General features: G+C 68.7%; 12 protein-coding genes. 9 read left to right on the top strand and 3 right to left on the bottom strand.

Going from position 1 to position 15,524, the window contains the following annotated elements:
• Positions 1–80: 80 nt before the first annotated feature.
• The 9 genes from BLR91_RS00825 (at position 81) to BLR91_RS00785 (ending at position 11,380) form a co-directional block, all read left to right on the top strand.
• On the top strand, positions 81–1,106 hold the full coding sequence (locus BLR91_RS00825) for a LacI family DNA-binding transcriptional regulator (RefSeq protein ID WP_231374493.1): 1,026 nt from the start codon (positions 81–83) through the stop codon (positions 1,104–1,106).
• A 75-nt stretch (positions 1,107–1,181) separates the two neighbouring features.
• A complete protein-coding gene (locus BLR91_RS00820) occupies positions 1,182–2,858 on the top strand; it encodes an ABC transporter substrate-binding protein (RefSeq protein ID WP_089878205.1) in 1,677 nt (558 codons plus the stop codon).
• Positions 2,859–2,868: 10 nt separating this feature from the next.
• Entirely contained in the window at positions 2,869–3,861 is a 993-nt protein-coding gene (locus tag BLR91_RS00815; RefSeq protein ID WP_018192371.1) for an ABC transporter permease, read from the top strand.
• On the top strand, positions 3,858–4,766 hold the full coding sequence (locus tag BLR91_RS00810; RefSeq protein WP_089878210.1) for an ABC transporter permease: 909 nt from the start codon (positions 3,858–3,860) through the stop codon (positions 4,764–4,766). Before BLR91_RS00815 ends, BLR91_RS00810 begins: the two co-directional genes overlap by 4 nt.
• Positions 4,767–4,768: 2 nt before the next feature.
• Positions 4,769–6,385: an ABC transporter ATP-binding protein gene (locus BLR91_RS00805; protein ID WP_231918774.1), complete on the top strand. Its 1,617-nt coding sequence runs from the start codon at positions 4,769–4,771 to the stop codon at positions 6,383–6,385.
• Between the two features lie 225 nt (positions 6,386–6,610).
• Positions 6,611–7,174 (top strand): RNA polymerase sigma factor, encoded by a 564-nt coding sequence (locus BLR91_RS00800; RefSeq protein WP_231918773.1) that lies wholly within the window; start codon positions 6,611–6,613, stop codon positions 7,172–7,174.
• A complete protein-coding gene (locus BLR91_RS00795) occupies positions 7,171–7,773 on the top strand; it encodes a hypothetical protein (protein ID WP_089878219.1) in 603 nt (200 codons plus the stop codon). Before BLR91_RS00800 ends, BLR91_RS00795 begins: the two co-directional genes overlap by 4 nt.
• 124 nt (positions 7,774–7,897) lie before the next feature.
• Positions 7,898–10,216: a phosphoribosylformylglycinamidine synthase subunit PurL gene (gene purL, locus BLR91_RS00790; RefSeq protein WP_089878223.1), complete on the top strand. Its 2,319-nt coding sequence runs from the start codon at positions 7,898–7,900 to the stop codon at positions 10,214–10,216.
• Between the two features lie 117 nt (positions 10,217–10,333).
• Complete coding sequence (locus BLR91_RS00785) at positions 10,334–11,380, top strand: alpha/beta hydrolase (protein ID WP_089878227.1); 1,047 nt, start codon at positions 10,334–10,336, stop codon at positions 11,378–11,380.
• A gap of 12 nt (positions 11,381–11,392) precedes the next feature.
• Here BLR91_RS00785 and BLR91_RS00780 read toward each other — a convergent pair whose 3' ends face one another.
• The 3 genes from BLR91_RS00780 to BLR91_RS00770 form a co-directional block, all read right to left on the bottom strand.
• Complete coding sequence (locus tag BLR91_RS00780) at positions 11,393–13,156, bottom strand: DUF4434 domain-containing protein (RefSeq protein WP_172823178.1); 1,764 nt, start codon at positions 13,154–13,156, stop codon at positions 11,393–11,395.
• Between the two features lie 127 nt (positions 13,157–13,283).
• Positions 13,284–14,786, bottom strand: coding sequence for a DUF4127 family protein (locus BLR91_RS00775; RefSeq protein ID WP_157694695.1), 1,503 nt, complete (start codon positions 14,784–14,786; stop codon positions 13,284–13,286).
• Positions 14,787–14,799: 13 nt separating this feature from the next.
• On the bottom strand, positions 14,800–15,513 hold the full coding sequence (locus tag BLR91_RS00770) for a GntR family transcriptional regulator (RefSeq protein WP_172823177.1): 714 nt from the start codon (positions 15,511–15,513) through the stop codon (positions 14,800–14,802).
• Between the last annotated feature and the right edge of the window lie 11 nt (positions 15,514–15,524).

The raw sequence follows: 15,524 nt of genomic DNA, 5'->3' as shown, positions 1-15,524 counted from the left end.
GTATCAAATCGTCCGCGGAGGACAACCCCTCCCGTTCGAGAAGTCGCCCGGCAGTCTCCGGCACCGACGAAGGAGTGGATGTGGGCAGCGGCAAACGCGAAGGCGACCGTCTCAACGTGCGCCAGATCGCCGAGCTGGCCGGCGTGTCGACGGCGACGGTCTCCCGCGTCTACCGCGGGATCGGCCAGGTCTCGCCGGAGATGCGCGAGCGCGTCTCCCGCGCCATCGCCGAGCACGGCTACCGCCCCAGCCACTTCGGCACCGCCCTCGCCAACCGCCGCAACGGCACCCTCGGCATCGTCTTCCCGGGCCTCAGCGGGCCGTACTTCGGCGAGCTGATCGAGGGCTTCGACCGCGCCGCCATCACAGCGGGCGTGAGCGTCAACATCCTCGGCACCCACGCCCTGCGCGACACCGCCGCCGACCTGGAAGCCATGACCGAACGGGTCGACGGTCTGGCGGTTCACGCCGGCGTCGTCGACGAGGAGACCATCCGCCGCCTGGCCGAACTCGTCCCGGTCGTCGTCATCGGCGGCGACCCCGACGGAGCAGGCATCCCGGAGGGCGCGCTCCAGGTGCGCAGCGACCACTCCCACATGCGGGATCTGGTCGCCCACCTCATCCACGACCACGGACGGACCCGGCTCGCGTTCCTCGGCCGCCCGAGCGACTCGCCGGACATCCAGTCCCGCTACGACCACTACGCCGCGGCCCTCCGCGACGCCGGACTCCGGCCGGCCACGCCCATCAACGCGTGGCTGGCCCAGGCCGACGGCGTGCTCGCGGCGCCGCGCATCCTCGACCTTCTGCGTGCCGGCGAGATCGACGGCGTCGTCGCCGCCAACGACGAGCTCGCCCTCGGCCTCATGTTCGCGCTTCTCAGCGAGGGCCTCATCGCCGGACGCGACCTCGCCCTCACCGGTGTGGACGACGTGCCGATGTCGTCGCTCGTCAGCCCGGGCCTCACCACCCTCGCCCGGCCGCTCCGCGACCTCTCCGGCATCGCCGCCGGCCTCCTCCTCGATCTCATCGCCGGCCGGCCCGCCCAGAGCGCGGTCGTGCCGTCCCAGGTGATCCGCCGCGGCAGTTGCGGCTGCCCCTCGTAGCGCGGATCACGCTCCGTCCCCCCATCCACCTCTCGCACAGAACCACCCATCCCCCGACACAAGGAGGTGTCCACCATGGACCGACCACGCCCGATCTCGAAGACGCGCAGAAGGCTCACGGCCGTCCTCGCGGCGACCGCTGTCGCCGCCGTCGCCCTCAGCGGCTGCTCCGGCAGCGGCGATTCGAGTGCCGCAGGCTCCGACGGCCGCATCCCCGTCCTCAACTTCGGCGGCTTCGGCGGCGGCTCCAACCCCAAGGAGAACTACAACCCGTACCTGGCCACGGCCCTCAGCGTGGGCAACTACCTCTACGAGCCGCTGATGATGCTCAATGAGTACTCCTGCGTGTACGAGCCCTGGCTCGCGACGAAGATGGAGTGGGCCGACCCCTCGACCCTGAAGTACACGTTGCGCGACGGCGTGACGTTCTCCGACGGGAAGCCGTTCACGGCCGATGACGTGGTCTTCACGTTCGACATGCTCAAGAAGTACCCGGCTCTCGACACACGCGGCGCCTGGGCCTCGCTGAAGTCGGTGGAGAAGACCGCAGACGACGCGGTCACGTTCCACTTCGACGGGCCGGGATCGAGCAGCCTGGTCGCTGTCAACAGTGTGCTGATCGTGCCGAAGCACCTCTGGTCGAAGGTCGATGACCCGACCACGTACACCAACACCAAGCCGGTGGGCACCGGGCCGATGATGACCGAGAGCTTCACGCCGACGAAGCTCGTGCTGAAGCGCAACCCGGACTACTGGCAGGCGAAGAGCATCCGCGTCGACAAGATCCAGTTCAACAACTCGGATCAGGGCCAGGTGGAGCAGCTGAAGCTCGCCCGCGGCGACTACGACTCCAACGCGATGTACATCCCCGACATCGACAAGTCGTACGTGGCCAAGGACCCGAAGCACAACAAGTACTGGTTCCCGGCCGGGTCGCCGATCAGCCTGTACATGAACCTCGACAAAAAGCCGTTCGACGACGAGGCGTTCCGCGACGCCGTCGCCCAGGCGATGGACAAGGACTCGATCGTCGAGGACGCCCAGCAGGGCTACGTGAAGGCGGCCAGCCAGACCAGCCTGGTGCTGCCCAACGCGAAGGACTGGCTGCCGGCCGGCATCCCGGACGACGGATACATCTCCTACGACGTGAAGGCGGCGAAGGCGACCCTCGACAAGGCCGGTTACACGCTCGACTCCGACGGCAAGCGCCTCGGCAAGGACGGCAAGCCGCTGAGCTTCTCCATCCAGATCCCCGGCGGGTGGAACGACTGGATCCAGGCGGCGAAGATCGTGCAGAAGGACTTCGCGGCGCTCGGCATCACGGTCGACATGCAGAACCCGACCCCCGAGGTGCACGGCCAGAACCGCCTCACCGGGCAGTACGACCTGACGTTCGGAGTGCGCGGCGGCAGCTGCGACATGTACCGCAACTTCCTCGAGCCGCTCGCCAGCAGCGAGACCGCGCCGATCGGCGAGGCCGCGAAGACCAACGAGGTGCGCTGGCGGGACGGCACCACCGACTCCCTGATCGACCAGCTGCGGCAGGAGTCCGACCCTGCGGCCCAGAAGAAGACCGTCGGCGAGCTCGCGACGATCATGTACGACAAGAAGCCGTACATCCCCCTCTGGTACGGCGCGAGCTGGTTCGAGTACTCGACCAAGCGCGCTGTCGGCTGGCCGAGCGCGAGCGACCCGTACGCGAAGCCGAGCAACATGCCGATCATCCTCACCCACCTGAAGCCGGCGAAGTAGGAGCCCGGCCATGCGGTACTTCCTCCGGAGAGCGGGGTTCTTCGTCGCCACCCTGTGGGCGGCGATCACCCTCAACTTCCTGATCCCCCGGCTCCAGCCGGGGGATCCGGCGGAGGCCATCGTGCGCAAGCTGGTCGGCCGGAACGCCTCCATCGACCCGGCGCAGCTGCAATCGGTGCGTCTCATGCTCGGCGTGAGCGACAAGAACCTGTTCCAGCAGTACCTCGACTACCTGGGGGCGATCGTCCGCGGCGACTTCGGCGTCTCGTTCACCTACTTCCCCTACAAGGTGACGGATGTGATCGCCCAGGCCATGCCCTGGACGATCGTGCTGGTCGGCGTGACGACCATCGTGTCCTTCGTCGTCGGAACACTGCTCGGGTCCTGGGCCGCCTATCGGCGCGGGTCGCGGGTCGACTCGGTCCTCACGCTCGGCTCGACGTTCCTCGGCACGCTGCCGTTCTTCTGGATCGCCCTGATGCTGATCTTCCTGTTCTGCTTCACCTGGCAGGTCTTCCCGGAGTCGGGCGGCTACGGCGACACCGTCCCGGGATGGAACTGGCCGTTCATCGGCGACGCGATCTCCCATGCGGCGCTGCCGATGATCGCGCTGCTCATCACCGGCCCGCTCGGCTGGATCCTCGCGATGCGCAACAACATGGTCCAGACGCTGGGCGAGGACTACTCGCGACTGGCCAAGGCGAAAGGCCTCGGCGAGCGCAAGATCGCGCTGAACTACGGAGCGCGGATCGCCATCCTGCCCTCGGTGACCGGCTTCGCACTGGCGCTGGGCGGACTGCTCGGCGGCACCATCCTGGTCGAGACGATCTTCAACTATCCGGGCCTCGGACGCCTGCTGTTCGAAGCGGTCGGCAACAGCGACTACCCGCTGCTGCAGGCGATCTTCCTCCTGACGACCGTCGGCGTGCTCGTCGCGAACCTCGCGGCGGACGTGCTGTACGGCGTCCTCGACCCCCGAGTCCGAAAGGCGGCAACCGCATGAGCGCGGCGACGAGCCTCCCGGCCGCAACGACGGCCACCCGACCCGCCGGGACGGAGCGCGGGCGAGGACCGCGCTGGTACGTCCTCCTCTGGCGCGACCCCAAGTGCCGGATCGGCCTCATCCTGCTCGCCGCGTTCCTCCTGACGGCGATCCTGGCCCCGTGGATCGCACCCTACGACCCGCGTGCGGCCGTCGGCGGCCCGAGCGAAGGACCGAGCGCGCAGCACTGGCTGGGCACGACGGACAGCGGAGAGGACGTGTTCAGCCAGCTGATCTGGGGCGCACGGACCTCGCTGCTCGTCGGACTCGTCGCCGGACTGATCTCCACGGTGATCGGGCTGATCATCGGACTGGTCTCGGGCTACAGCCAGGGCGTCGTCGACGAGATCCTCTCGTTCCTGACCAACCTGGCCCTGGTCGTGCCGGTGCTCCCGCTCATCGTGACGCTCGCGTCCTACTCGCCGGTCCGCGGCATCGGGATGATCATCTTCGTCATCAGCATCACCGGCTGGGCGTACGGGGCGAGGATCAAGCGCTCGCAGGTCATCTCCCTCCGCACCCGCGACTATGTGGCGGCCGCCAAACTGGCCGGCGACAGCACGCCCCGCGTCATCGTGCGGGAGATCATGCCCAACATGACCTCGCTCATCGTGGTCGGCTTCATGGGCGCCGCCCTCGGCGCGATCGGCGGGGAGGCGGGGCTCTCGTTCCTCGGCCTCGGCGACCCGCAGACCGTCAGCTGGGGCGGGATGCTCAACCAGGCCAACATCGGCGGCGCCCTGCTGACCGGACAGTTCGCCTGGCTCGTAGCGCCCGGTCTCGCCCTCGCTCTGCTCATCACGAGCTTCACCCTGATCAATTTCGGCATCGACACGCTCAGCAGTCCGCAGTTGAGGGAGGGATGACCATGGCGCTCCTCGAAGTCACCGACCTGTCCGTCGTCTACCGTCCGCGCGACCATGCAGCGCACCAGGCGGTCAAGAACGTCGGCTTCACCATCGACGACGGCGAGTTCGTCGGGCTGGTGGGCGAGTCCGGTTCGGGCAAGTCCACGCTCGGAAACGCCGTGCTTCAGCTGCTCAGCCGGCCGGCCCACCAGGAGGGCGGATCCATCGTCTTCGACGGCCGCCGCCTCGACGGCCTGAGCGACGACCAGCTGCGCGGGATCCGCTGGGTCTCGCTCTCGACCGTGTTCCAGTCGTCGATGAACTCCCTCAACCCCGTGCTGACCGTCGCCGCGCAGTTCAAGGACACGTTCACGGCACACCGGGTGCCGGCATCGCGGGAGCGGGCCGCCGAGCTGCTGCGCATGGTAGACCTCGACGCCGATGTGCTGGACGCCTACCCGCACGAGCTCTCCGGCGGCATGAAGCAGCGCGTGGCTCTCGCACTCGCTCTGGCGCTCGACCCGAAGCTGGTCGTGCTCGACGAGCCGACGACCGGGTTGGATGTGCTGGTGCAGCGCCGCATCCTGGACCGGTTGCGCGAACTGCAGTCGAGGCTCGGGTTCGCCGTCCTCTTCATCAGCCACGACATCGGGACCGTCCTGGAGCTGAGCGACCGCGTCATGGTGATGCTCGACGGCGAGCTGGTGGAGCAGGGAACCCCGCGCGATCTGCTCGCCGGAGCACGGCATCCCTATACCGAACTGCTGCTCGACGCGTACCGCGTCAGCTCGGGCAGCGTCGCCAAGGCGGAATCCGAGCGACTGGAGGAGCCCATCCTGACGATGGAGGGGGTGGGCAAGAGCTACCGCGTCGGACGCGGCAAGACCCGCCGCACGGTCACCGCCCTGCAGGACGTCTCGCTGACGCTGCGCCGCCGGAGCGTCTCGGCGCTCGTCGGGCAGTCAGGTTCGGGCAAGTCGACGATCGCGCGCCTCCTGCTCGGGATGGAGCGACCGGACACCGGTTCGGTCACCCTCACCGCACCGGGGGCCGCGCCGGTCTCGGTCGGAGAACTCCACGGCGCACGCCTCCGTGCGTACCGCGCGACGGCCCAGCTGGTCTTCCAGGACCCGTTCTCGTCCCTCAACCCCGCCAACACGGTCGCCTACACGCTGTCGCGGCCACTGCGGAACTACGGCGGCGTCGCCCGGTCGGAGGTGCGAGCGCGGACGCTGGAACTGCTCGAGCAGGTGGGTCTGACCCCGGCCGAGCGGTTCGTCGACAAGCTGCCGCACCAACTGTCCGGCGGTCAGCGCCAGCGCGTGGTCATCGCGCGCGCCCTCGCCGCCGACCCGGTCGTCCTCATCGCCGACGAGCCGGTCTCGATGCTCGATGTGTCGATCCGCGCCGAGATCCTCGAACTCCTCAAGCACCTGGTGGCCGAACGCGGCATCGCCATGCTCTACATCACGCACGACCTGCTCTCCGCACGCGCACTCGCCGACGACGTCACAGTGCTCGAAGGCGGGCGGGTGATGGAGCAGGGAACGGCCTCTCAGGTGATCGACCGGGCCACGCATCCCTACACGAAGGAGCTGCTGGCGGCGATCCCGGACCCGTTCACGCGCGTCGGCTGACGGGATTCGGGAGGGGTCGCTACTGCTTTCTAAGGCTTTCTAACCGAAACCCGTTAGAAAGCCTTAGACAGTCATATATTCCAAGGCGGGCTCTGGGCGACCCGATATCTCGCCGTGAGACGCAGCCGCATCGATGCCGCGCACATCTTCGTCCGGAACGCGGGTTGGACGCTTTCATCGTCCCGGGAATGGAACCGCGACCTCCGTCGTGGACACTTCATAGATGTGAGGGGTATCCGAATCGACGAGCCGGACGTGCTCGAACGTGTGAACGCCGGTGATCCGGATGCGTTCGGGGCACTGTTCGACCTGCATCACGACCGCGTGTTCCGTCAGGCCGTTCGGTTGACCGCGTCCATCCACGACGCGGAGGACGTGACCGCTGTCGTGTTCCTCGAGGCGTGGCGCCGGCGGGATTCGATGCGGGTCGTGAACGGCTCCGTCATCGGCTGGCTGCTGGTGATGACGAACTTCGTCTTCCGCAACTACGCTCGCGCCTCACGCCGCTACCGGGACGGCCTGCAACAGCTGCCACCCCCGGAGCACTCGCCCGATCACGCGGCCGCCGTCGACGACCGCATCGACCGGGATGCGCGCCGAGCCGCGTTGCGTACGGCGCTCGCGACGCTGCCGAGACGCGACCAGGACATCCTGACCCTCTGCGTGCTCGAAGAACTCAGCACCGCCGAGGCGGCAGAGGCGCTGGGGATCGCGCCCGGAACCGTGAAGTCGCGCCTGTCCCGCGCCAAGTCCCGACTCGCAGAACTGATGAACGGAGGCGAGCGATGAGCGACGAGCCGACCTTCGACCCGCGACGCAAGGCGGCGATCCGCGAACTGGTGGTCGACAACGCGGCCGCCCACCCCGGACGCGCCGGCGGCCGCAGACGCACCGCACTCGTGGCGATCCTCGTGGTGCTCGCCCTGACCATCTCCGGCGGATCGGTCGCCTACGCGCTCGGCACCGGCCTCATCGACCTGACGCCCGCGGCCGCGCCCAGCCCGACGCCGACCGTGACGCCGACGCCCACGCCGACGCCCACGCCGACACCCACGCCCGTGGTTCGTGATCCCGCCGGCAGCGATCACGCGATCAATGCATGTACGGAACTCAATCGAATGTTCCAAGTGGATGGCGCTTCCGAAAGTGAGACCAAGGAAAACGCTCGAGCGCGTGGAGCGGCGGTGGTCGCCGAAGCGACGGCGGCACGTGACGCTGACCCGCAATGGAACGAGATGGCGGACGCCGTGACAGCCGCTCAGGCGCGCCTTATCGAGTACTTGGACGACAACACACCGGAGGGAGTCCACGCGATGGAGGCCGCTGCTGCGGAAGCACGGGACGTCTGCGCGCCGCTGGGAGTGACCGTCGAATTGCAACAGGGATGATCGCGGCGGCGCGGGCCGCTGTATCGGCCGGACGGACCCTCTGGCTCACCGGGCCGGAGTCCATGTGACGCCCGGTAGACTGGAGGACATCCCCGCCCAGCCCCGCCCAGCCTGGAGTGCCCGCGTGACCGACACCGCCACCGCCCACGTCGTCGACACTGTCGCGAACGCGATCGAGACCCCGGAGCGGGAGCAGCCGTTCGCGGCGCTCGGGCTCAAGGAGGACGAGTACGCCCGCATCCGCGAGATCCTCGGCCGCCGCCCCACCAGCGGCGAGCTGGCGATGTACTCGGTGATGTGGTCGGAGCACTGCTCCTACAAGTCGTCGAAGATCTACCTGCGGCAGTTCGGCCAGAAGGTCAGCCCGGCGATGAAGAAGAACCTCATGGTCGGCATGGGCGAGAACGCCGGCGTCGTGGATGTCGGCGAGGGCTGGGCGGTCACCTTCAAGGTGGAGTCGCACAACCACCCCTCCTACATCGAGCCGTTCCAGGGCGCCGCGACCGGCGTCGGCGGCATCGTGCGCGACATCATCTCGATGGGCGCGCGCCCGGTCGCCGTGATGGACCAGCTGCGCTTCGGCGCCATCGACAACCCGGACACCGCGCGCGTCGTGCACGGCGTCGTCTCCGGCATCTCCTTCTACGGCAACTGCCTCGGCCTGCCGAACATCGGCGGCGAGACCTACTTCGACCCGGTGTACCAGGGCAACCCGTTGGTCAACGCCCTCTCGGTCGGCGTGCTCCGCCACGAGGACCTGCACCTGGCGAACGCGTCCGGCGCGGGCAACAAGGTCGTGCTGTTCGGTGCGCGCACCGGCGGCGACGGGATCGGCGGGGCCAGCATCCTCGCGTCCGACACGTTCTCCGCGGGCGGCCCGACCAAGCGCCCGGCCGTGCAGGTCGGCGACCCGTTCGCCGAGAAGGTGCTCATCGAGTGCTGCCTGGAGCTGTTCCGCGACAAGCTGGTCGAGGGCATCCAGGATCTGGGCGCCGCCGGCATCTCCTGCGCGACCAGCGAGCTCGCCTCCAACGGCGACGGCGGGATGTTCATCGAGCTCGACAAGGTGCTCCTGCGCGACCCGAGCCTCACCGCTGAGGAGATCCTCATGTCGGAGAGCCAGGAGCGCATGATGGCCGTCGTCAAGCCGGAGCTGCTCGACGCCTTCCTCGCCGTCACCGCCAAGTGGGATGTCGAGACCAGCGTGCTGGGCGAGGTCACCGAGACCGGCCGCCTCGTCATCAACTGGAACGGCGAGGAGATCGTCAACGTCGACCCGCGCACCGTCGCGGTCGACGGCCCGGTGTACGAGCGTCCTGTCGCCTACCCGACCTGGATCGACGCCCTGCAAGACGACTCGGCCTCTGTGCTCGCCCGCCCGACGACCGGCGACGAGCTGCGCGAGCAGACGCTCGCCCTCCTCGGCAGCGCCAACCTCGCCGACAAGGGCTGGGTCACCGACCAGTACGACTACTTCGTCGGCGGCAACACCGCGCTCGCCTTCCCGGACGACGCGGGCATGATCCGCGTCGACGAGGAGTCGGGCCTCGGCTTCGCCATCGCGACCGACGCCAACGGCCGCTACTGCCAGCTCGACCCGAAGCAGGGCGCCAAGCTGGCGCTGGCCGAGGCGTACCGCAACGTCGCCGCCTCCGGCGCGGTGCCGGTCGCGGTGACCGACTGCCTCAACTTCGGCAGCCCGGAGAACCCCGAGGTCATGTGGCAGTTCTCACAGGCCGTCGAAGGACTCTCGGACGCCTGCCTGGAGCTCGAGATCCCGGTCACCGGCGGCAACGTCTCCTTCTACAACCAGACCGGTGACACCCCGATCTTCCCGACCCCGGTGGTCGGAGTGCTCGGCGTGATCGACGACGTCGCCCGCCGCATCCCGAGCGGCTGGCAGGACGAGGGCGAGAACATCTACCTCCTCGGCGTCACCCGCGAGGAGCTGGACGGCTCGGCCTGGGCCGGCACCATCCACGGCCACCTCGGCGGACACCCGCCGGCGGTCGACCTCGACGCCGAGCGCTCGCTCGCCGAGGCGCTGCACGCGGCCTCGCTGGAGGGTCTGGTCTCGTACGCGCACGACCTCGCCGACGGCGGCCTGGCACAAGCCCTCGCCGAGAGCGTCATCCGCTTCGGCGTCGGCGCCCGCGTCTGGCTCACCGAGATCGAGGAGCGCGACGGAGTGGATGCGGCGACCGCGCTCTTCTCGGAGTCGACCGCGCGCGTCCTGGTCACCGTCCCACGCGAGGACGACGTGAAGTTCCGCGGCCTGTGCGCCGGCCGCGGCATCCCCGCACTCCGCATCGGCGTGACGGACGCCGAGGTCGGCGCCCAGCCCGTGCTCGAGGTGCAGGACCTCTTCACGATCGGCCTGGAGGAGCTCCGCGGCGTCCACCGCTCCACGCTCCCCGAGCACTTCGGCCCGACGGTCGCATAACTCCCCCGCCTCCCGCGCCACCTCCCCAGCCATCCGCTCCGGAGTTTTTCGCCCCCGACACGCGGTCGGAGGCCGAAAAACTCAGGAGCCGGCGGTGGGGGTCGCTACGGTGAGGGCATGACCCGTGCCCGCGCCGACGAGCTGCCGACGCCTCCACTGCTCTCGCGGCGCGCCCGCCGCGTCGTGTCCGTCACCGCCATCGTGCTGCTGTGCCTGCTCATCCTCGCCAGCCTCGCGTCGTCGTCCCCATGGCCGTCCGCCCTGGTGATCCGCAGCGTCTTCGAGAAGGGCGCCGCCGAGACGGTCGCCGAGATGAAGCCGTTCGTGCCGACCACCGGTGTGACGGCACAGACCGGGCTCCGCTACGCGCCGGGATCGCCCGACACGACGTTCGACATCTTCCGCCCTGACAGCGCGACGGACCCGCTTCCGACCGTCGTGTGGATCCACGGCGGCGCCTGGATCTCGGGCGTCAGCTCCGACGTCGACCCCTACCTACGCATCCTGGCCGACCAGGGGTTCACGACCGTCGGCCTCAACTACACGGTCGGACCCGAGGCGACCTACCCGACCGCCGTGCGCCAGCTCAACGACGCGCTCGCGTACCTGGACGCGCACGCCGAGACGCTCGGCATCGACCCCAGCCGCATCATCCTCGCCGGCGACTCCGCCGGGTCACAGCTCGCCAGCCAGCTCGCCGTCCTGACCACCAGCCCCGAGTACGCGAACCTGATGGGGATCGCACCCGCACTCCAGCCGGACCAGCTATCGGCCGTCGTCCTCAACTGCGGCGTCTACGACCTCGACGCGCTCGCCAGCCTCACCGGGATCGACGGCTGGGGCTTCAAGACCGCCCTGTGGTCGTACAGCGGAACGAAGGACTGGTCGCAGACCTACGTCGGATCGACCATGTCGACCATCCAGCACGTCACCGCCGCCTTCCCGCCGACCTACATCTCCGGCGGGAACGGCGACGGACTCACCTGGACGCAGTCCGTCCCGATGGCCGCCGCCCTCCGCGCGAAGGGTGTGGACGTGACCGAGCTGTTCTGGCCCGCCGACCACGAGCCCGCGCTGCCGCACGAGTACCAGTTCCACCTGAAGTTCGCGGAGGCGCACACGGCGCTGGATGCAACGATCGCCTTCCTCCGCGCCCACAGCTAACGCGCCGCGCCCTCACAGCCCCCGGACGGTCGCTTCGTCCACGAACGACCAGGCGCTGCTCGCGGGGGTGACGGTGAATCGGACGTAACGCCCCGAGCCGGAGAGCCCGTATGCCGCGTAGGTGTACCGCTGGTCGGCATCGCTCACATTCGGCGCGGGCATGGTCACCAGAGGCGTGAAGGTCGATCCGGTGGTCGACACCGAGACCTGGATGCTGGACGGAAGGAAGATGTACACGGACTTCGTCTGCAGCCACGACGTTCCCACCTGGGTGATGGTCTTGGTCGAGCCGAGGTCGATCGTGAAGCTGTAGGCGCTCCCCGTGTTCCGGCCCTGCCAGGCAGCGTCGGAGTAGCTCGTCGTGCCCGTGACGCCGTTCGTCAGTTCCGCCGCGCCCGCGTCAGGGTAGCCCGGGTCTGCGCCCACGGACGTCGTGTACGGGCGGCCCGAGGAGATCAGCGGATTGGCTGCGGGCGCCGAGGACGTCGTCGCCGTCGCCGTGGTGCTCTGGGCGGAGGCGTTGCCGGCGGCATCGAAAGCGGCCAGCTTGTAGCTGTAGGTGGTCGAGGGGCTGAGGCCCGCATCCGTGAAGCTGGTCACTGCGCCCTGGATCACCTTGACCAGTGCCCCTCCGCGGTAGACGCGGTATCCGGCGATGCCGATGTTGTCGGTGGATGCCGTCCAGGTCAAGTTCACCGAAGTGATGCCGCCCGACGTCGCTGCAAGACCTGTCGGCGTGGTCGGGGCCGACGACTCCACCGCACCGGAAGACAGGTAGTTCCGGTAGGTGGTGTCATACACGGAGGGGACCGTCAGCGGACTGTCGTAGTGGTCGTACGAGAACGACAGGGTCTTGGTCACGTACGGGGCGACGGCGTTGAGGTCGGCGATCAACTGGGAGATCGACATCGGCGTGAAGTCCGGGTTGAATGTCTCGCTGTCGGCCCAGAGCTGCGTGGCCGGCCGGGAGCTGGTGATCGCGCTCTTGGTCGCGGAGAACCAGGTGGCCAGCTGCGCGGTCGTCGCGTGACCGGCGCCGACCCCGTCCTGCAGGGCGATCACATCGATCGGAGCGGAGGCGAGGATGCTCGACCACATGCTCGTCCACTGGGTGCTCGTCTGGCCCCCGGACGTGTTGTAGAACGGGCTGATGATCACGGGCTTGCCCGGGGTGAGCGCATGCAGGTGGTTCGCGATCGTCGTGTAGAACGTCGCCATGGCGCTCCAGGACGAGGTGGAGGTGAAGTTCCAGTTGTCGACCTCGAACGGAAGGTACCAGCCGGCGAAGGACGTGTGCGTCCCGTACCGGGCGTAGAGATCGTCGGCCAGGGCGTTCGCTGCGGTCGCCTGACCGTTCAGCCACGTGACGTCGTTGGCATAGGTGTTCCACCAGTCATCGTTCGTCTGCAACCCCAGGTACTCGGCGACCCCGGCGCTGTCCGCCGCAGTCAGAACACGGGAGACCACATCCGTCGACGTGCTCTGCGTGTACCCGCTGAGCCCACTCGGGTAGACGGTGGTCGACCCTTTGGTGTCGGCCGTCCACTGGATCACCTGGCTGGTGATGCACGCATTGGTCAGGGTGCTGAGCTCGGAGGAGAGCTGGGTGCCGTTCCAGCCGTCGACGAGCGCCGGCTGGATGAAGCTGCCGTCGATGCGCGGGGTGGTGGTGCAGGTCGGCGTGGCGGCGGCCGGCGTCGCTGGAACGACCAGGGCCGCGGCGATGGCCGCCCCGGCGATCAGGGCCGAGAGACGAGACCCGGTGCGGTGACTCATACCTACTCCTTCGAGTGAGCGGTCCCGACGACGGTGCCGAGACTCGTAAATGGTATAGCCCATTTAAGACGGATTCGGCAACAGAATTGTTTAATTATCAATGGTCGCCACCCAATGGATGACACCATTACGCGCGTCGAAGGGCGATTTCGATCTCGAAGCTCCTCGCCCACGGCAGGGTCACCCCGTCGATCCGCCACGCCTCACCCTCAGGGAGGAGGCCGCTCAAGTACTCACCCAGCTCGCGGGTGATCCTGGCCAGAACGGCCCGCTGCCGATCGGCGTCGACCGGGCCGATACTGCCCCCGAACTCGGCCGCATGCATCGCGAGTCGCGTCCCGCTCTGGTAGGCCCGATCGTCCAGGACCCGGGTGAGCAGCGCCTCCCTCAGGGCGGTCTCGTCCGCGTTGCCGTTCGCGCGTCCGGCCCACAGCGCGGTCGCCTGTGCGACGGCTCCTCCGATCGAGTTGCCCGCGGTGTTCCATCCGCCGTAGGACGCGAGCTGGAGCAGCAGGCCTTCCGCCGCCAGCCGATCGACCAGGTCGGGATCGCCTCCGTTGCTGAACCGCACATCGGCGAGCGCGACGATAGAGCCGCCCGCCAGAGCCTTTCGCACGGCGATCACCGTGGCCTCGGTGGCAGCCGGATCGGAGGCCGGTCGTGTTCCGAAGAAGTCCCCCCGGGAGGGATCCGGCGCATGCGCCACCACGACCAGGTCGGCGGATTCCTCCGGCGCGGCGACGCGTCCTCCTGCGGCGACGATCTGCCGGGCCAGGCTCTCGCGCAGCGGCGCGTTCTCGAAGTTCGGAACCCGGTCGAGGCCGTCCGGCTCACCGCAGACGATCCGCCAGGACGGGACGCCCACACCGGATGCGAGGGCACGAGCAACCAGAACCGCTCCGACCTCGTCGGCACCCGGATACATCAGCACATCCCCGCCGCCGGGCAACGCGCGCGACCAGTGCCGGAGCCACACCTGTTCGGCCGAGCCGGCCGAATGCGGGGCGGTGTCGTCCGCCGTCAGGGTCAGCGTGTCGACCGTCCCCTCCTCGTGGAGTGCGAGCGCCGCCAGATTGATCGTGTGGTTTCGGAGGCGGCGTCGCTCGAAATCGCTGCGGACGTCGTCGGGGACAGTCGTCGCGAGCGGCTCGACGGCGCCTTCGCCGCGCGCGACGTCCACTTCGAACGCTCGATGGAGGTCTCCGCCCAGCGCGTGCAGCTCGCGGCCCCAGTCTGCCCAGTACTCGGGCTCCTCAACCGGCGAGTAGGAGTCGCTCGCCCGCATGATCAGGGAGGCTGCCGTGATGCGCAATGTCGGGGCGACGGCTTTGAGTTCCCGGAGCAGGTCGAGGCGCGCCAACGCCGTGGTCGTGGTGTCGGACGTGATGCGCGCGGGGATGATGCCGCCGTGCACGAGCGTGTCGACGCACACCACGAGGCGGTCGACCCCGTCCGACAGCACGAGCTCACGCAGCCACCCGTGCAGGGCCGCGATATCGGCCGGCCTGCGGAAGTCGGGCATCGCCTCCGCGGGCGGCAGGATCAGCTCGGCTCCGGCGATCGCCGCAACCTGGCTGGGCAGCTGGACGTTCACGGGCCGTTCGTCCAACGGGACGAGTGCGATGCGCATGGCTCTCCTCGGTTCAGCGCGTGCGGTGGATCTGGAGCTCGTAGTGATACCGGTCGCCCCGATACGTCGACTCGGCATATTCGACCGGTCGGTCCTGGGCGTCGAAACTGATGCGGGTCACGTAGAAAGCCGGGGAGAAGGGCGGAGCGCTCAGCAGTTGCGCCTCCTCCGGCTCGAGCACACTGGCATGGATGCTCTGCTCGGCCCATTCGATCTTCATCCCGTACTCGGTCTCGAGGATCTGGTAGAGCGATTCGCTCCCGATGTTGTCGATCAGGCCGGGAAACAGCCGCGGATTGAGGTAGGTGTCCTCGAGGGCCATCGGCTCACCGTCCGCGGTGCGCGCCCGCCGGATGTGAAACACATCGTCCGACGGGCTGACCCTCAGCTTGGCGCCGAGCCGGGCCCCGGCGGAGATGGTCTCGGTGACCAGCACCGAGGAGCCGGGGACGAGACCGCGGGCGCGCATGTCCTCACTGAACGAGGTCAGCTCGACGGACTTGGTGATCCGCGGGGCGGCGACGAACGTGCCGGCGCCTTGCACCCGGTAGACGAGACCCTCGTGCTCGAGACGGTCGAGCGCCCGTCGTACGGTCAGCCGGCTGACGTCGAACTCCGAGGCGAGATCCCGCTCGGTCGGCAGCTTGGAGTGCGGTTCGAGCCCCTGGTCGATGACGTCGACAAGGTGCTGACGCAGTCGCTCGGACTTCGTGTGCTGCTCCGCCATGATCTCCTCCG

The sequence above is a fragment of the Leifsonia sp. 466MF genome (genome assembly GCF_900100265.1).
Lineage (GTDB): Bacteria > Actinomycetota > Actinomycetes > Actinomycetales > Microbacteriaceae > Leifsonia.
Note: the sequence above shows the minus strand (reverse complement) of the source record. Positions and strands in the feature narration are given on the sequence as shown.